The organism is Corallococcus praedator, assembly GCF_003612125.1.
GTDB classification, from domain to species: Bacteria; Myxococcota; Myxococcia; order Myxococcales; family Myxococcaceae; genus Corallococcus; species Corallococcus praedator.
Genome location: NZ_RAWI01000003.1, coordinates 1 through 16940, shown reverse-complemented (window position 1 = coordinate 16940; position 16940 = coordinate 1). Strand labels below are relative to the sequence as shown.

General features: G+C 68.8%; 13 protein-coding genes. 4 read left to right on the top strand and 9 right to left on the bottom strand.

Annotation, left to right across the window (positions count from 1 at the left end; all coding sequences use genetic code 11):
* Position 1: 1 nt before the first annotated feature.
* Both D7Y13_RS00860 and D7Y13_RS00855 read right to left on the bottom strand, forming a co-directional pair.
* Positions 2-4366: a WD40 repeat domain-containing protein gene (locus D7Y13_RS00860; protein ID WP_120583329.1), complete on the bottom strand. Its 4365-nt coding sequence runs from the start codon at positions 4364-4366 to the stop codon at positions 2-4.
* Positions 4363-6282: an SIR2 family protein gene (locus D7Y13_RS00855; protein ID WP_120583330.1), complete on the bottom strand. Its 1920-nt coding sequence runs from the start codon at positions 6280-6282 to the stop codon at positions 4363-4365. The genes D7Y13_RS00860 and D7Y13_RS00855 overlap by 4 nt, the downstream gene beginning before the upstream one ends.
* Positions 6283-6499: 217 nt before the next feature.
* Here D7Y13_RS00855 and D7Y13_RS00850 point away from each other — a divergent pair, with 217 nt between their 5' ends.
* Positions 6500-7534: a mannosyltransferase family protein gene (locus D7Y13_RS00850; RefSeq protein WP_244222303.1), complete on the top strand. Its 1035-nt coding sequence runs from the start codon at positions 6500-6502 to the stop codon at positions 7532-7534.
* Positions 7535-7543: 9 nt separating this feature from the next.
* Here D7Y13_RS00850 and D7Y13_RS00845 read toward each other — a convergent pair whose 3' ends face one another.
* A complete protein-coding gene (locus tag D7Y13_RS00845; RefSeq protein ID WP_120583332.1) occupies positions 7544-7906 on the bottom strand; it encodes a cytochrome c oxidase assembly factor Coa1 family protein in 363 nt (120 codons plus the stop codon).
* Between the two features lie 295 nt (positions 7907-8201).
* Here D7Y13_RS00845 and D7Y13_RS00840 point away from each other — a divergent pair, with 295 nt between their 5' ends.
* The gene (locus D7Y13_RS00840) at positions 8202-8744 is read left to right on the top strand and encodes a DUF2378 family protein (RefSeq protein WP_120583333.1); all 543 of its coding nucleotides are present in this window, start codon (positions 8202-8204) and stop codon (positions 8742-8744) included.
* A gap of 8 nt (positions 8745-8752) precedes the next feature.
* Positions 8753-10327, top strand: coding sequence for a fibronectin type III domain-containing protein (locus tag D7Y13_RS00835; protein ID WP_120630619.1), 1575 nt, complete (start codon positions 8753-8755; stop codon positions 10325-10327).
* A 54-nt stretch (positions 10328-10381) separates the two neighbouring features.
* Here D7Y13_RS00835 and D7Y13_RS00830 read toward each other — a convergent pair whose 3' ends face one another.
* Both D7Y13_RS00830 and D7Y13_RS00825 read right to left on the bottom strand, forming a co-directional pair.
* On the bottom strand, positions 10382-11077 hold the full coding sequence (locus D7Y13_RS00830) for a pirin family protein (RefSeq protein ID WP_120531069.1): 696 nt from the start codon (positions 11075-11077) through the stop codon (positions 10382-10384).
* 108 nt (positions 11078-11185) lie between these two features.
* The gene (locus D7Y13_RS00825; protein WP_120531068.1) at positions 11186-12094 is read right to left on the bottom strand and encodes a LysR family transcriptional regulator; all 909 of its coding nucleotides are present in this window, start codon (positions 12092-12094) and stop codon (positions 11186-11188) included.
* Positions 12095-12227: 133 nt separating this feature from the next.
* On the opposite strand from D7Y13_RS00825, the gene D7Y13_RS00820 reads away from it, so the two are divergent.
* Positions 12228-12779, top strand: coding sequence for a YceI family protein (locus tag D7Y13_RS00820; RefSeq protein WP_120583339.1), 552 nt, complete (start codon positions 12228-12230; stop codon positions 12777-12779).
* Between the two features lie 18 nt (positions 12780-12797).
* Here the strand turns inward: D7Y13_RS00820 and D7Y13_RS00815 are convergent, their stop codons facing one another.
* The 4 genes from D7Y13_RS00815 to D7Y13_RS45585 all read right to left on the bottom strand — a co-directional run.
* Positions 12798-13727 carry a DUF4382 domain-containing protein gene (locus D7Y13_RS00815; RefSeq protein WP_120583335.1) on the bottom strand — a complete coding sequence of 310 codons (930 nt, stop codon included), beginning with the start codon at positions 13725-13727 and terminating at the stop codon, positions 12798-12800.
* A gap of 74 nt (positions 13728-13801) precedes the next feature.
* Entirely contained in the window at positions 13802-14722 is a 921-nt protein-coding gene (locus tag D7Y13_RS00810) for a carboxypeptidase regulatory-like domain-containing protein (protein WP_120531066.1), read from the bottom strand.
* Positions 14722-16368 (bottom strand): caspase family protein, encoded by a 1647-nt coding sequence (locus tag D7Y13_RS00805; protein ID WP_120583336.1) that lies wholly within the window; start codon positions 16366-16368, stop codon positions 14722-14724. Before D7Y13_RS00805 ends, D7Y13_RS00810 begins: the two co-directional genes overlap by 1 nt.
* A partial coding sequence (locus D7Y13_RS45585; protein WP_120630617.1) for a hypothetical protein occupies positions 16365-16940 on the bottom strand: 576 nt, incomplete at its 5' end. The genes D7Y13_RS00805 and D7Y13_RS45585, both read right to left, overlap by 4 nt.

The window sequence follows — 16940 nt, the reverse complement described above, 5'->3', positions numbered from 1 at the left end:
GTCAGGCGGGCTTGGGCACTTCGGCCAGTCCCTTGCTGCGCAGGTCCTTGAGGTCCTCGGTGAGGCCTGTCTCCAGGCTCCGCTCGGATTCAATGTAGCGCTGCATGAGCGGCACGGGGCAGTACAGACGTCCGTCTCCGTCCGGCACCAGGACGTAGCTCAGCTCGCGATGGTCCATGGCCTCGTCGAAGTCCACCGCGCGGATGTCCGCGTCGTGGGCGAGCAGGGCCTGTCGTACTTCTCCGCGCGTGGGGCGTCCCAGCAGCAGGGCCTGTCGCACCACGGCGCGGTGAAGCGGGTGGTCTCCCCGCCAGCGCCGGCCCTGGTCGCGCAGGTCCTCGTCCTCGCGGAGGACGCGCTCCAGGTGCTCGCGCGTGAGGGTGTGGAGGTCGGAGGGGATGGATTCGACCAATCCCTTGCAGGCCAGCACCAACAGGTTGGCCCGGCGTCCGGCCTGTTCCAGCAGGTGCTCGGGGGTGGAGGGGACATCCCAGTGGAGGCCCAGGGCCACCATGGGTTCGGTGACCAGTGACAATGCTGACCGTGGATCCAGCGGTTCCAGGCGGAGGTGTTCACCGAAGTTGCGCAGGGGCTGCTTCTCGTCGAGCACCACGGCCCGGTAGAGGTCCCAGAAGCCCGCGAGGATGAAGTACGCGCGGCCTTCCTCGGCCAGCGCGCGCATGGCCTGCAACACCGGGAAGCCTGACTGGGCTTCGGTCTTGATGAAGTCGTCGGCCTCGTCGACGAGCCACACGCGGGGCCGTGAAATCGTTCCGGCGGCGACCTCCTCGAAGGAGGGGAGGGCGGCACCGGCTGGCGGCATGCGCTCGCGTTCCCGGACGATTCGGCGGTGCAGATCCGCGTCCGCGAGTTCCACGTAGCAGGCGTCCAGGTCCGAGCGCGCCTGGAGCCGCCGGAGTGAGGCGAGCAGGAGGCTGCTCTTGCCCATCTGCCGTTGGCCCACCACGAGGAAGTTGCGGACGGTGCGATCGGTGATGGCGCGCACCTCACGCTCACGGCCGAAGAAGAGGTGGTCCACCTTCACGCCGCCAGCCACCTGATAGGGCGACAGTTCGGAGACGGCGACCTGTTCGGAGATGGTGGTCTCCAGCAGGCGCACGGGTTCATCCGCGAGGAGCAGGTCCCGCAGGGCGTTGGCGGACAGCACGACCGCGCGGACACCCGGCACGCCTTCGAGCACCTGACGTGCGTTCTGCGACTCCGTGCGGTCCAACACGAGCACCTGGCTGGGACCCTGGCCCTCCTGGAAGACATCCGCCATGCGGCGCTCGGCCTCGCCAGACTCCAGGCGCGTCCCATCGATGACGACGACGGCGGTGTCCCGCGAGAAGCGCAGTCGGAGGGTGGGCAGGGTGAGCGCCCAGGTGTTCGTGCCCAGGCTCGGGCCGAGCCTGCCGCCAATGGCTTCCGCGAAGGCGGTGGCCACGACGTGGGGTTCCCTGGAGCCTCGGAGCGCACGCTCCCATCGGGTGACGGGGATGCCCGCGGCCGTCACCACGGAGTCGAGCCGCTTTGCTCGCCGCAAGGCTTGATCCGCCGCGACCATCTGTTCCAGGGGATAGCCCTTGATCGCGGAGGGAGAGCGCTGGGCGTCCACCACCAGGGGGTTGCGGTAGACGCGCGCGTAGTACACGCCAGCGAAGAGGAGGAGCGTCCCCAGGGCCAGCGCCACATAGAGCGTGTAGGGACGGGTGACCTTCACGTCGGGTTCCGAGAAGGTCCACGTGCGGGGCCACTGCTGATAGCTCGCGTCGAGGTTGAAGGAGAACCGGCCCTTCTCCAGGAAGGCAGGCGGGACGGCGAACTTCAGCGTCTGTTCCTGGTCTTCCCCGAGGCTGAGTTCCTGCTGGGGACCGGCCTGCGTCGTCTCGCCCACCGCGAAGGTGCTCTTGAAGAGAAGCGGCCCGACGGCTTGTGTCCCCGTGTTCTTGATGCTGACGCTCAGGGTCTTGTCTTCGATGGAGGGGGCATTCGTCAGCTCCAACTGGGGCGTACGCAACGGGATGCGGACCTCGACCGCAGGCTCCGTCCCGAAGGCGTGGGCGACTCTGAAGCGGGCGAGCGAGACCGGAGGGAAATCACTGCCCTCGGGCCTCAAATAAGAGAGCCCCACCTGAAGCTCCACGGACTTACCGGCGTCCAGACGCAGCAGAGGGGGCGGCGTCTGGAGGATCAATCCGGCAGGGATTTCCACGGGCTCGATCCGGAGCCAGTAGGCTCGCTCCGCGCCCAGAGCGTTGGTAAGGGTAACGGTGATGCTTCCGGCATCCCCGAAATCTCCCGGAGCTTTGCCAGGCACGGCGTGCGTGGAAAGGCGGGGGCGCATTGGGGACTCTGGCGGCGCGATGGGTTCGAGTGCGCCATCCGCCTGTCGTTGGTAGAGGAATCGACCGTCGTCATGACGGAAGACAGGTTGGCCTTCAATGTGGCCCAGCCATCCCTTGCTAGCTCCCCGCATCAGGCCCCGGAGGGCCTTTCCGCCCTGGGTAGACCACAGGCGCACCGCTCCGTCGCTATCGCCTGAAGCCAGAGTGTTTCCATCGGGCGCGAAGGCGAGCGCCAGGACATGGCTGGTCAGCGTCAGGGTTCGCGAGTTGTTTCCGGTCGCGGTGTTCCAGAACTTGATGGTCTTGTCGAGGCTCGATGAAGCCAGGGTTCGCCCGTCCGGACTGAAGCGGAGGGAGGTCACAAAGTTGGCATGGCCTTTCAGTCGCCGACGCTCGCGCCCCGTGGCCACGTCCCACAGCCGGACGGTGTTGTCAGCGCTCCCCGAGGCCAGGGTTCGTCCGTCGGGACTGAAGGCCAGCGTCCCGAAGATGGATGCGAGTTCCTCGATGCGTCGCAGCTCGCGCCCCGTGGCCACGTCCCACAGCCGGATCGTGTTGTCAGCGCTCCCCGAGGCCAGGGTTCGCCCATCGGGACTGAAGGCTATTGAATTGATGGTAGCAGAATGACCTTCCAATCGTCGCAGTTCACCGTGGGTGGCCACATCCCACAGTTGCACCGCCTCTTCTCCGTCGTCCGTGGCGAGGAGACGTCCGTCAGGGCTATAGGCGAGCGATTGGATGGATGAGGAGAACTCAGCCAGCGAAGGCTGTTCGCGTCCGGTTGCCACGTCCCACAGCCGGACTGTTTTGTCATCGCTGCCCGATGCGAGGGTGCGCCCGTCCGGGCTGAAGGCCACGGAATGGACGTCGGCGGAATGGCCCGTCAGGTTGTGCAACTCGCGGCCGGTGATCATGTCCCACAACCGGACTGTGTTGTCATCGCTGCCCGATGCAAGGGTGCGCCCGTCCTGGCTGATAGCCAGGGAGAAGACCTCGGCGGAGTGTTGTCCCTCCAGCCTCTGGAGTTCACGGCCGGTAGCGACGTCCCACCGCCGGACCGTCTGATCCTTGCTGCTTGATGCAAGGGTGCGCCCATCCGGGCTGAAGACCACGGAATAGACAGACGCGGCGTGTCCCTCCATGCGCCGAATCTCGCGTCCGGTGGCGACGTTCCAGAGTCGAACGGTCTTGTCATCGCCGCAGGAGGCGAAGGTGCGTCCGTCCGGACTGAAGACCACCGAGGACACCTCGCCGAAATGTCCCCACAGCCGCTGCACCATGTCCCAGTCGGCGATGTTCCACTGTCGCACCGTGCCATCCCGACTGCCGGAGGCGAGTGTGTACCCATCTGGACTGAAGGCGATCGATGTGACCTGGGGGGGGGTGTTTAACAAGCGTTTGCGCTCACGGCCCGTGGCCACGTCCCACACGCGGATCGTCTGGTCATCACCGTTGGTTGCGAGTTCGCTTCCGTCTGGGCTGAAGATCGCGGAGCGGACGAACCCGAGATGCCCTTCCATCCGCTGCTGTTCAGTCCCCGTGGTCACGTTCCACAGACGTACGGTGTTGCTCTCGCCCGCCATGGCAACGGTGGCTCCGTTCGGGCTGAAGGCCACCGAGAGGATGGGCTCCTGGCTTTCCCCCAGACGTCGTAGTTCCCGGCCCGTGGCCACATCCCACAAACGAACGGTCCTGTCACGACTGCCTGAGACAAGGGTGCGCCCGTCCGGGCTGAAGGCCACGGAGCGGATACTCGCGGTATGTCCCTTCAGGAACCGCAGTTCGCGTCCGGTGGCCACGTCCCACAGGTGGACTGTCTGGTCGAGGGAGCCCGAAGCGAGGATGCTTCCGTCCGGACTGAAGGCCACGGAGAAAACGGCTCCCACGGAAGACCACTCCGCCCCCTTGAGAATGCTTTCGGGCTCACCCTCCGGAACGAGCGGCTCGAGTGTCTCCGCCGCCGCCCCCGTGGCCATCAACACCACGGCGATGCAGAGCGCCCAGGTGTATCGGCTCAAGGCCTGGCATCCTTGCGTGCCAGCACTTTGCGCGCGACCTGCTCCACGGCCTTGCACCGTGGCACCGTCCTGCCCGCTGCGTCACTGCGCACGAGCCCCGCGAAGTACAGTCGGACCTCCGGATACTCCACCCGGTGGTCGAGTGGCTCCAGGTCCTCTACGCGCTGTCCGTCCAACAGCTTCGTGAGCACCGACTGGCAGCCGCGCTCCCCTGTGTAGCCATTGCGCTCGTCCTCGCGCAGGCACTCCAGCACGGCGCCCCGGAGTGACGGACCGCGCACGAGCTTCCCGGTGATGGACTCCGCGTCCAGCGCACCGTCGGTGATCATCACCTCGCGCAACAGTCCCGGATGCCCGCCGGTAGCCTCGTGGAGCCCCTGCGCCCAGCGCGCTCCTCCGTGCCCTCCGCTGTCCAGGAACTGGCGAATCTCCTCCACCGTGAGGTCCGGCACCTCGCGGCGCGGCGCGTCCTTGAACACGGAGAAGCTCTGCATGTTGTGCAGGAGCCACGCGGAGCGCTCGCCGCCCGCGATGAGGAAGTGGAACTGCACCTTGGACGGCTCATCCATCATCCGCCGCAGGTGCCGTCCCAACGCCGTCAGGTGGTCGAACGGTCCCCACTCGTAACGCAGGATGATCAGGTGCTCCCGGCCCAGCCGCGCCGCCTTCGCCCGCAGGTGCTCCACCAACGCGTCGAAGCTCGTCACCGTGTTCGCACCCGTGTCGTCCCCAACCAGGGCGCGGCAGTACTCCGCCTCGGTGCAGTCGGGGACGTTGGGCGGCGCAAGCCAGGTGACGCGGTTGCCGTACCGGGCCGCCACGCGGCGCGCGAGCGCTCGGGTGCCTCCGTCCTCCGGGGAGAGCAATACCAGCCGGTGCTGTCCCTGGAGGATGCGCGCGTATTCCTGCTCCAGGGCAGGGCGGGCCACGATGGGCAGCGCTTCCGGCGTGGGCACCACGGGCGCGGGCCCCGGGATGGGGGGCGACATGGCCTGCGGCGGTGCCGGCGCGATTCCAAAAGGCAGCGCTTCCAGGTCCGTGCTCAGGCTCACCCGACTGGGACCGAAGGCCGCCTCCCCCAGGCCGCGCAGGAACTCCGCGAGCGGCGCACCGTGGTCCTCGTACTCCACGAGCTGGATGTTGTACTTCGGCCACAGCGCCCCGCGGTCGATGGACCCCTTCTTCATCAGCGCGAAGCTGGGCATCTGCCGGCCCCGCGTGATGCCGATGACGTGCTCCAACTGCTTGAGCACGTACGGGTCGCTGAAGCTGAAGCCCATATACAGAAACGGCTTGGAGCGGATCCACTCCCGCAGGCGCACCAGCGCGTTCGTGTACTGCGAATAGCCGGTCGGCTGGGAGCCATCCCCATACAGGCGCTTGTAATCAGCGCCGGCCAACACCAGCGTGGCCAGTCGGTGGACGGTGCCGTGCAGATACCAGACGCGCGGAGTCTCAGGGGATGCCTCGGCGTCCATCAGGTTGAGTTCGTCGTCCTGATCATTGGAGACGGCTTCGGCATCCTCGCGGCCCCAGAGCAGCACGTCGTCGTAGTTGGGCGTCATCACCACCGGAGGACGCAGCTTCCAGAGGGCCTGGATGACGGAGAGGTCCGCGTCGGATGGCCGGCGCACGCGGAAGCGCTCGCGCAGGAAGCGGTTGAAGCGGTAGGCCCCCAGGTCCTTGAAGGCCAGCTCCGCGGCGGTGAGGTAGTCCCCCTGCGCGATGCGCTGGTTCACCTCCTTGATGGCCGGCTCCGGAAGGGACTCCTCCTGCATCCGCTCCGCGAGCCCCTCCAGCAGGCGGGGCCAGGAGGGGAACATGCCCCGCTTCACCCCCATGCTGATGCCGGCGCCCACGAATGGGACGACCTGGTGCCTGCGGACCGCCTCGACCAGCTCCCTCGGGAAGTTCATGGTGCCCCTCTTGGGTCGCACGATAGCCCGGTCCGGCCGCTTCTCCTTTCCGGTTTTCGGGCGGGCCTTTCTCCCATGGGGAACGCTTGTGCTGGAGCAATGCCCCGGCTACACGCTGGCCGTTCGTGGAGCCCCTCGCATGAGTCTTTCGCCGCAAGCCCCTTCGCCACGGGTCGCCACGCCTTCCGTCTGGGCCCCATGGGGACTCACGGTGGCGATGCTGGTCCACCACTTCGGGCTGTGGGCCTGGACGTCCTCCAGCCGTGGCATCCCGCTGCTCCAGATGCTGGATCGCTGGGATTCGAACCTCTACAGCCGACTCGTCACCGAAGGCTACACGTGGCCCCTCTGGGCCTTCCTGCCGCTCTACCCGGGCACGGTGTGGCTGCTGCGTCAGGGGCTGGGAGGGACGCTCCCGCCGCAGCTCGTGGGCTGTCTGCTGTCCACGCCGTGCCTCCTCGCCTTCGTCGCCTGGAACACGCGCTGGAGCCGCCAGGGAAGGCTGGTGGGCGCGCTGACCGCCGGCACGGGCTGGGGCTGGTTCCTCCTGCTCTACAGTCCCGCGAGCTTCACCCTGCACTCGCACCACACGGAGGGCCTCTTCCTCCTGCTGTCCTTTGGCGCGCTGGCGTTCGCCGCACGCGGGGCCCTGCTTTCCTCCGCCGTGTTGGTGGCGTTGTGCGTGTGGACGCGCAACCAGGGGGTCTTCGTGGCCATCACCGCCGCGCTCCTGCTCGCTGGACGCGAGCCCTCATGGCGGAGCCGTGCCCTGCGCTTCGCAGCGCTGGGGGCCCTGGCACTGCTGGCCTTCGGCGGCCTGCTGGCCTTCGAGTGGGCGAGGGCCGGCGATCCCTTCATGTTCATGAAGGCGCAGCGTGAATGGAACCACGTCGACTCCGTGTGGGGCGCCGTCCGGGGCTTGTGGCTGGGCAATCCCTGGCACAAGGGATTCAATGGCTGGCTGCTCCTGCGACATGCCTTCGGCGCGCTGTGGCTTGCCGCCGCGCTGGCGCTGCTTCGCCGCGACCGGGCCCTGGGCCTGTATGCCCTGCTGTCGCTGCTGGTGATGCTGCCCCAGGGCGACCTGGGCAATGCGTTCCGCTTCGGCGCGGTGCTCTTCCCCGTGTTGTTCCTCGCGGGGGACTGGCTGGCCACCCGACCCGCATGGGTGCGCTGGACGGTGGCCGTGCTGTGCGTGTGGCTCAACCACAAGGTCACCCACGCGTATGCCATTGGCCGGTGGGCCTATTGAACGCGGCGGTCAGGGCCCCCCGACGAGGTTGATCACGTCGCCGTTCCGGGGCACCACGCGCAGCCGGCTGAAGCCCCAGACCTTGCTGGTCTGCACGGCCCTCACCTCCAGCACGGCGTTCTGTTTGCTACCGGAGAGGTCGATCTTCATCTCGGCGACCGCGTCGTCGTTTCGCGAACGGGTGTTGCCCGAGAAGAAGAAGGCGCCGCTGACGGGAGCACCCAGGGACTTGATGACCGACGGATGAGTCGTCACCCGGGCCAGCGCCTCGTCGTAGGGAAACTGGCTCTTGAACCACATGCCCCCGCAGCCGCAGCACATCAGGGGCAACCCCACGAGGGCTCCGAGGACCCACTTCACCGTTGGCGACATTCCCTGCTCCTGACCCGGTCGGTGCGTGACAACAGCGCTGCGGAACTCCAGGGTTTCCGGGAACACCCTATAGGCGCGTGCCGGAAACGACGAAAATCGGGTTGTACACAAGGGCCCGAGGGGGCGCGCTTGTAACCAGATCCGCTACGTCCTGTCCCCCGGCGGCCCCGTGCGCGAGCCTTGGTGTTTCGGGGCCTCCGTGTTGACGGGGCCCCTTCGGGATCCCGGCGGGAATGCGCTACGCTGGGGCCGGGTACGGCGGAACTGGGACCGCCGCGAAGTGGACAGGTGAAACGTGGCTGAAGAGATTGTGTATCGCCATACGATTGAGGGGCTCTTCCGTTCCATTGGCGACCGTCTCACGCCAGACCTGAAAGACAAGCTGAGCGAGGCAGGGTTGGATCTGGACGCGGAGGCGCCCAGCAACACCTCCCGGACCGTGTTCGCCGAAGCCCTGCGCATCACCGTGCAGCACCTGCATCCGGACGTCGAGGTGGAGGAGGGCTACCGGCGCATCGGCAGCGGCATCATCCAGGGAATGGCGCAGACCCAACTGGGCAAGGCGCTCATCTCCATGTGGCCCATCTTCGGACCCGAGCGGGTGGTCGTCCGCATCCAGGAGAGCTTCGAGAACGTGAACAACTACCAGAAGAGCGAGCTGCTCACCCAGGGCCCCGCGCACCACCTCATCCGCGTGAGCGAGTGCAACGGGAACCCGGGCTACCTGCGGGGCATCCTCGAAGCAGGACTGGCCCGGGCCGGGGCCCGCAACCTGCGCGTGGAGCACTTCGACTTCGACGGTCAGGCCTGCTCCTACCGCGTTCGCTGGGACCCTTGAGCACTTCCATGAAGTCCTTGAAACGCTTCCAGACCCGCGGTCGCATGCTGTGTTTCACGGGAGCGGTCCTGCTCTCGCTCTCCTGTGGTCCCCAGGCGGAAGGGGAGGGGCCCGTCGAAGCGGACGGGACGTACGGTACCCACGAGGCGGCGCTGACCGCGCCCACGCTCCTGGAGGCGGTGCCGGGCGATGGGCAGGTGACGCTGCGCTGGAGCGTGGGTCCCGCGGGCACGCAGGGCTACCAGGTGCGCTTCCGCGTGGCGGGGGGAAGCTGGGCCTACCGGGGCGCGGGGACCGCGACGACGCTCGCCGTGACGGGGCTGACCAATGGCACCCGCTACGAGTTCCACGTGCGCATCAAGGGCTCCACCGGGGAGACGACCTCCACGTATTCCAATGGCCTGTCCGCGACCCCGACGGCGGACGAGTGCACGGGGACGGCGGTGCGCCACATCACCGTCACCGGCGCGGGGACGAAGGACGGCCTGACGGCGCAGAGCGCGGGCACGCTCGCGAACCTCAACACGTTCATCCAGGCGGTGGGCCCGGGCGGGACGGTGTGCATCCACGGGGGCACCTACGGCACCGGCACCACGGTGTCCCAGGGCGGCGCGGTGGGCGCTCCCGTCACCGTCAAGGGCGTGGAGGGGCGGCCCCTCTTCCAGTCCACCTTCGAGGCCTCCACCCGCGCGAAGTCGGGGCCGGTGGCCTTCCAGGTGCGCGCCAGCAACCTGGTCTTCCACAACCTGGAGTTCCGCCACCTGGGCACGTGCTTCGCGTTCAAGGGCGCGTACCCCGTGTCCAACGTGACGCTCAGCCAGTTCCGCGCGGAGAACCTGGCCACCTGCGTGGACGTGGAGCGCTCCAGCACCGCGGCCTTCACGAACCTGACCATCCGCGACGCGATGATCCTCCAGTTCACGCGCGGCGGCATCTTCCTCGCCTCCGGCACGAACCACTCGCTGGTGGAGGATGTCTACGTGGACATGGAGCCGGAGCAGATTGGCGGGCAGGGGAGTGACTACCCCGTGGGCATCGCGCTCTACGACACCACGAACAACGTGACGCTCCGCCGCGCCACCGTGATGAACGTCATCGGCATGCAGACGGGCTACACGCAGGGGGACGGCATCGACGGGGAGAGCTCCGCGAGCGACGTCCTCCTGGAGGACAGCTACTTCCGGGGCTCGCAGGATGGCTGCGTCGATACCAAGGTGCGCAACATGCTCATCCGGAACACCGTCGCCGCGGAGTGCAAGCGCAACTTCCGCCTGTGGCAGTCCGTCACGCCGGGCCCGCGCGTGGAGAACGTGTCCAGCTACCAGCCGCGCGACGGCCACTTCTTCATGCACTCCGGCGCCACGACGGCGAAGAACATCGCCGTCTACTCCAGCAACGCCGCGAAGCTGGTCGCCTATGACTGTGATTCGGCCGGGTGCACCTTCAACGCGGAAGGGCTTCGCGGAACGCTGCTGGATGCCAGCAAGCTCAACGCGACCGGCACCGTGACGGGCAACACGCTCGTGTACGGGCAGGCCGTCGCGATTCCTCCCGTGCCCAACACCACGTCCTTCACGCCGTAAAGACAAAAGGCCCCCGGATCCCTCAGGGATCCGGGGGCCTTCTTCGTCCCGGGCTCACGCCAGGTCGAACAGCAGGGCCTCCATGGGCTCGGAGGCGACGAGCACGAGGCTCGACTCATCCGACACGGCGACGCCGTCGCCGGCCTTCAGCGCCACGCCGTTGAGCGTGCCCGCGCCCCGGGCCACCTGCACCCAGGCGTGACGGCCCTTGGGCAGCGTGTACTCCGCCTTCTGCCCCGCGCTCAGCAGCGTGCTGGACAGCAGCACGTCCTGGTGCACGGTGAGGCTGCCGTCGCGGGCGTCGGGGCTCGCCACCACGCGCCAGCGGCCCTGCCTGTCGTTCTCCGGGAAGAACTTCTGCTCATATTCAGGCTTCAGGCCCTTCTTGTCGGGGATGATCCAGATCTGCAGGAAGTGGACGTCCTCGTTGGAGCCGTTCATCTCGCTGTGCATCACGCCCGTGCCGGCCGTCATGCGCTGCACCTCACCGGCGCGCAGCAGGCCATTGCCTCCCGTGCTGTCCCGGTGCGCGATGGCGCCGCTGAGCGGGTAGGTGATGATCTCCATGTCCCGGTGCGGATGCGTGTCGAAGCCCTCGCCGGACGTGACACGGTCCTCGTTGATGACGCGCAGGGCGCGGAACCCCATGTGGTCGGGGTCGAAGTAGCTGGCGAACGAGAAGGTGTGGTGGGAATCCAGCCAGCCGTGGTTGGCATGTCCGCGCGCTTCAGAGGGTCGAACGTTGATCATGGTGTGTGCTTCCTTTCGAGAAACACAATGCGCCTGCGCACCCCACCTGGCCAGACTCGAACCCCGGGACACATCGTTCCACCCATGGGACGAAACGCGGACGCTGTCTCAGCGTTTCGCGCGCTTCGGTGACTCCTGACGCAGCGTGGGCCAGTGCTCGCGCAGCACCTCCACGAAGGCCATCACCTTGGGCACGTGGTGCCGCGTGGGCGGGTAGACGGCGTGCACCGGCGCCCCGGCCGAGCTCCAGTCCGGCAGCACGCGTTGCAGTTTCCCGGAGTCCAGGTCCTCCACGCAGTGCAGGCCGGGCAGCAGCGCGACCCCGGAGCCCGCCAGCGTCACCGCGTGCAGCATGTCCGGCTCGTTCACGACCAGTCGCCCGGAGACCTTGACCTCGACGGCCCGCCCCCCCGCATGCAGCGTCCAGACGTTCCCCTGCAGCTCCGTGCCGAAGAGCAGGCAGTCATGCTTCGCCAGGTCCGCGGGCGTCCGGGGCTCGCCCTTCTGCTGGAGGTACTCCGGCGAGGCGACGACGACGCGCGCGATGTCGCCCAGCCTGCGCGCCATCAGCGAGGAGTCCGGCAGGCGCCCGGCCCGCACCGCCAGGTCGAAGCCTTCCTCCATCAGGTCCACCGCCCGGTCCGTGCACAGCAGCTCCATCTGCACGTCCGGGTAGCGCTCCAGGAACTTCGACACCAGCGGCGCGAGGAAGTTGAGGGACAGCGGCGTCGTCACGCGCAAGAGCCCGTGCGGGCCCGCCTGCAGGCGCGTCACCGCCAGCTCCGCGGCCTCCGCTTCCGCGACGATGCGCTCACAGTGCGCGTAGTACGCCCGGCCCACCTCCGTCAGGTGAAGCTGGCGCGTGGTGCGCTGCAACAGCTGCGCGCCCACGCGTTCCTCCAGCTCCGACACCTTCCGGCTCACGGTGGACTTGGGCATGCGCAGCGCGCGCGCCGCCGCCGTGAAGCTGCCGGCCTGCACCACCCGGGCGAAGACGAGGAGTTCGTTGAGGTCCATGGGGCGCTCCGGGACGCGGGCACTGTCCCAGGGGTGGAACAGTCCATCCTGTTCGTGCCGTCTAATCCGGATGCCCCCGCGCCGCTACCTTGCTCCTCGTTGAACACCCCTTCCGACGAAAAGGAACATGACCATGGCTCAGACCCTCTGGAACATCGACACGACCCACACGGGCATCCACTTCAGCGTGCGGCACATGGTGGTCGCGAAGGTGCGCGGCAGCTTCCAGAAGTTCAGCGGCACGCTGACGCTGGATGAGCAGGATCCGACGGCGTCCTCGGTGTCCGTGAGCATCGAGGCGGCGAGCATCCACTCGGGCGTCGAGCAGCGCGACAACCACCTGCGCTCGCCGGACTTCTTCGACGTGGCGAAGTTCCCGGCCATCACCTTCCAGAGTACGAAGGTGGAGAAGGCGTCCGGCGACGGCCTGCGGGTGACGGGCAACCTCACCATTCGTGGCATCACCCGCGAGGTCGTCCTGGAGGCCGAGCAGCTCGGGGTGGCCAAGGATCCCTGGGGCAACACCAAGGCCGCCTTCGAGGCGAAGACGTCCATCAATCGCAGTGACTTCGGGCTGACGTGGAACCAGGCGCTGGAGGCGGGCGGCGTGCTGGTGGGCGAGAAGATTGAGATTGCCCTCGAAGTCCAGGCCGCGAAGGCCCAGGCGACCGACAAGGCCGCCTGAGCCGGAACGGACAGCGGACTAGAAGTCGAGGGACGTGAGCGTGAAGTGCACGTCGGATTCGACGCCCGAGCTGACGCTGGTGGCCGCCGGGCGCGCGATGTCCGTCGTGAAGCTCACGCCCGTGGGCGCCACCACGTCCACCTGGTAGGTGCCGGGCAGCAGGTACTTGAAGTCCGCCACGGCGACGGAGTCCGTGGTGAGGGTGAAGGGCATCGTCTCGCGGCTGCCGTCGGCGTTGATGAGCACCGCGGAGAAGCTGGACAGTTGGGTCGTTCCCGGCACGGGGAACGACACGCCGCCACCCAACTGGAGGGTGACCTCCACGTTGCCGGAGAACTGCATGTCGGCGCCCTTGATGATGGGGCGCATGACCCACTTGCCGGAGTTGCCGGCCTCCTTGCCGAAGCTCTGCGCGACGTCGAAGTCCACCAGGATGACCTTCTGGTCGTCATCGCTGGTGATGGTGACGTCCGCGTCCTTGTCGAACTTCACCTTGAGGCCGGAGCTGCTGGCGCTCGGCATCTGCAGGTCGCCGTCCACCTGGGCGCCCTCGGGCAGGCCCTCGTAGTTGGCGGAGGTGGCGAAGATGCGGCTCTGGCCGTCCTGCTTCACCTGGATGTAGCCGCCCGTGATGACGAAGCGCAGCTCCTTGTAGGTTCCCGTGGGCACCTCCGCGTCCTTCACCAGGTCCGCGGTGTCATTGGCCAGGGTGAGCAGGTCGGTGGTGACGGGCTCGCTCAGCAGGACGACGTCGCCCTTGCCCTCTTCACCGTCCACGCTGCCCTTCAGGTAGACCTTGGAGATGGTGACGACCGCCTTTTCGATGCCGTCGCCCGGAGCATCGGTCAGCTTCAGCGTGACGCGGGCCGTGTCGTCGCCGCAGGCCGCGGTGAACAGCAGCCCCGTGGCCAGCAGGAGGGAAGAGGTCAGTTGACGCAAGGAGGGCATGCAGGAACCTTGGGAGAAAGGGGAGAACGCACCCAAAGGACCCGCCCCGGCCGGGAACGGCCACGTCCCACGGTCTACCGCGGCCACTCCGCGCAGGTGGCGAAGCGGGCCGGATCCGGCAGGCAGCGGCCGTCCTGGCACGTCAGCCCTTCCGCGCACGGGGGCATGCCAACGCCACACTCCGCCACGCAGGCCATCAGGTCGCCCGGGACGTCCTCGCATTGCGTGGACGGAGCGCACTGCCAGGTGCCCTCGCAGGACGCGCAGGCGGCCCCGGGGCCTTCGCAGCGCTGACCCCGGCAGGCGAGCGGCGCGGCGCACTGCGAGTCATCCAGGCACCCCACGCACCGGCCGTTGGGCGCGCAATGGCTGTCAGCATCACAGCCGGTCTCCGCGCAGCCCTTCTGGCCCCAGGCCTCCTTGGGAACCAGCTCCAGCTTCAAGGGCTTCTGTTCGCCCGGGCCCACGCAGCCCTGGCCGACCGCCGTGGTGAAGTCGGGCGCGGAGACGCGCACGTCGTAGCAGCCGTCCGGCAGCGGCCCCACGCGCCGCCTGCTGCCGCTGTCCAGCGGCAGCGCTTCATAGGGCGTGCCCGCGACGGACAGCCGGGCCTCGTTCACCTTCAGGCTGCCCCGCGACTTCACCTTCACGGAGAGGGTGTGGGCCGGCTGGGGCGCGACGTCCGCCACCTGCACGGACTGTCCGCCCTGCACGGTGAGGGGCACGCGCGCGGCCTTGTCGGCGGTGGCCACGATGAAGAGCTCCCCCGGGCCCGCGGGCGCGTCCTCCAGCGTGAAGTGGCCGTCCGGCTCCACGGTGGCGCGCAGGTCGGGCGCGCCCACCAGGGACACCAGCGCGACGGCCGGGTCGAACTCCGTGAGCCGGCCGTGCACGGTGCCCACGCGGAACGGCGTGTTGTCCAGGTTGCCGCAGGCGCCCAGGCCCAGCGCGAGCACGGGACAGGTGAGCTTCAGGAGCAAGAGTGCGCGACGCATCAGAAGCGGTACCCCACGCCGGCGTGTCCGCCGATGAAGCCCACGGCCTGTCCCTGTCCGTCCACCACCACGTACGTCAGCATGCCGTGGCCCTGCGCGGTCAATTCCAGACGTTCGCCCAGGCGCCAGGCCAGTCCGCCCACCACACCCGGGCTGACGGTGAAGTAGCGCTGGCCCCCAGAGAAGGCTTCCACTTCAAAGGACCTGCGAAGGTACAGCGCGGCCACACGCGGCCCCGCGAAGAGCGTCAGCCGCTCCCAGCGCCAGAGGTACGGCACCGCCACGCCCAGGGTGAGCGTGGTGTAGCCGAAGGGCATTTCGCTGCCGGGCGCCAGTTGGAGCGTGCGCCGGCCCCGGCCCAGGCTCGCGTCCAGGAGCAGCCCCAGGTCCTGGAGCGGCGCGTCCTCCAACCGCAGCACCACGCCCACCTGGGGCGCGGCGGGCAGCAATTCGCGGCGGCTCTTGCCGTCAACGAACGACACCATCCCGCCCACGAGCGACAGCGCGCGGCGCGGAAGGGCCTCCGACAGCAGGCGCTCCAGGGGCAGGCGTTCGCCCCGGGCCACGTCCACCTCGCGCCGCACGAGGACCGCGTCGCCCTTGGTGAGCTCCACCGTGCGCCGGCCTGCTCCCACCGCGGCGCCGCCGGGCAGCTCCAGGCGCGCCTCGCCGTCCACCTTGAGCGTGAAGCCGTCCAGGCGCGGGTTGTAGGAGAACAGCTCCGGCTGGCCCGTCCGGTCGATGCGGCCCGCGAGGATGACCGGATCCGCGCCCACCTCCAGAATCTCCGCCGACGGCCGCTGCCGGCCCTGGGTGAAGGCGAAGGTGCGGCGGCGCGAATAGTCGTGGGCCTCCGTGGCGGTGACGGCGCCATCCGCGTTGCGGTCCGCGGCGCCGCCCAGGCCCTCGATGAGGAAGTGCGTGTAGATGTCGTTGCGCAGGCCCGCGTCCTCGCGCGCCGTTTCGCCCCAGTCGCTCGCGGCGAACACCATGGAGGCGCGCGAGGACTCCTCCAGGGGGCGTGCGTAGAAGCCGTCCTTGATGCCGGCCAGCTCCACCTCCAGCTCGCGGGGCAACAGCGACTTGCCGCTGCCACTGTGGCAGGTGGCCAGCACCAGCAGCCGCCGGCGGCTGGGCAGCCGTTCGAACTCCGCCTTCAGCGCGTCCATGGACAGCGCCGTCTGGGGAATGGCGCGGAAGGCCGCGTCGCGGGTGACGAGGTAGCGGGTGAGCTCGCCCCGGCCGTCGCGCGCGAGCGTGCCGTGCGCGGACAGGTACACCAGCACCACGTCATCCGGGCGGGTGGCTTCGCGCCGCAGCTGGCCCAGCGCCGCGAGGATGGCCTCCTTCGTCGTCTCCTCCGGACGGGTGAGGACGCGCACCTGATCGAAGTGGCCGCGCGAGGGATCCTTCAGCACCCGCCCCAGGTCGGTGGCGTCCTTGGCGGAGAAGCGCAGGGCGCGCCACTGGGCATCGTCGAACGACGACACGCCCACCAGCAGCGCGAAGCGCCGGGGCGTGTACGCGCGCGACAGGTCCGCCGCGTCGAGCCGCAGCGGCACGAGCCCACCCTTGTCACCGGCCGTGGCGGAGGGACCCGCGCAGGCGGTGAGGGTGGCGAAGAGCAGAAGGAGGAGGCGCCTCACGGTTGGCGCGAAGTCTGACCTGCCTGGACGCGCACGTCGAACCGCGCGACCGTTCCGGGGTGGGAATCCTGCGCCGCGTCCGTTCCCAGGGCCGCGAGCGCGTCCGCCTCCGAGGCGGGCTCCCAGGAGGTGAAGGCCACCAGGACCAGGGACAGCGGGCCCTCGTCCGCCTCCAGGCTCACCCCTGCAAGCCCCTCCGGGCCCTCCAGGTCGTGCGTGCCGGCCTGCAGGGGGAAGTGCCCCAGCAGCTCCGGAGGCTGGCCCGGCCGCTGCTGGTAGAGCAGCGCGGTGCCGGACTCGGTGGCGTGGTAGCGCACGAGCAGCACCTCGTCCTTCGCGACGTCGGCGCCGGCATCCAACCGGCGCAGCCCGCCGTCCAGACCCCGGGCCACCACGGCCAGCTCCAGGGAGAGGCGCCCCGAACCCTTGAGGCCTTCCTCGGCGGACACCGGGCCCGGGACGGGGCCCTTCACGAGGGGCACCAGCACCACCAGCAGCACGGAGGCCGCGAGCGCTCCGGCCATCCAGCCCCAGTAACGCGCCGGGGGGGCGGCGAAGCGCCGGGGCGGGGC

Bases quoted from the DNA above. Each gene is read 5' to 3' on its own strand.
- D7Y13_RS00835 (WP_120630619.1), top strand. From the start codon at position 8,753: ATGAAGTCCTTGAAACGCTTCCAGACCCGCGGTCGCATGCTGTGTTTC.
- D7Y13_RS00820 (WP_120583339.1), top strand. From the start codon at position 12,228: ATGGCTCAGACCCTCTGGAACATCGACACGACCCACACGGGCATCCAC.
- D7Y13_RS00810 (WP_120531066.1), bottom strand. From the start codon at position 14,722: ATGCGTCGCGCACTCTTGCTCCTGAAGCTCACCTGTCCCGTGCTCGCG.
- D7Y13_RS00830 (WP_120531069.1), bottom strand. From the start codon at position 11,077: ATGATCAACGTTCGACCCTCTGAAGCGCGCGGACATGCCAACCACGGC.
- D7Y13_RS00855 (WP_120583330.1), bottom strand. From the start codon at position 6,282: ATGAACTTCCCGAGGGAGCTGGTCGAGGCGGTCCGCAGGCACCAGGTC.
- D7Y13_RS00825 (WP_120531068.1), bottom strand. From the start codon at position 12,094: ATGGACCTCAACGAACTCCTCGTCTTCGCCCGGGTGGTGCAGGCCGGC.
- D7Y13_RS00850 (WP_244222303.1), top strand. From the start codon at position 6,500: ATGCTGGTCCACCACTTCGGGCTGTGGGCCTGGACGTCCTCCAGCCGT.
- D7Y13_RS00845 (WP_120583332.1), bottom strand. From the start codon at position 7,906: ATGTCGCCAACGGTGAAGTGGGTCCTCGGAGCCCTCGTGGGGTTGCCC.
- D7Y13_RS00815 (WP_120583335.1), bottom strand. From the start codon at position 13,727: ATGCCCTCCTTGCGTCAACTGACCTCTTCCCTCCTGCTGGCCACGGGG.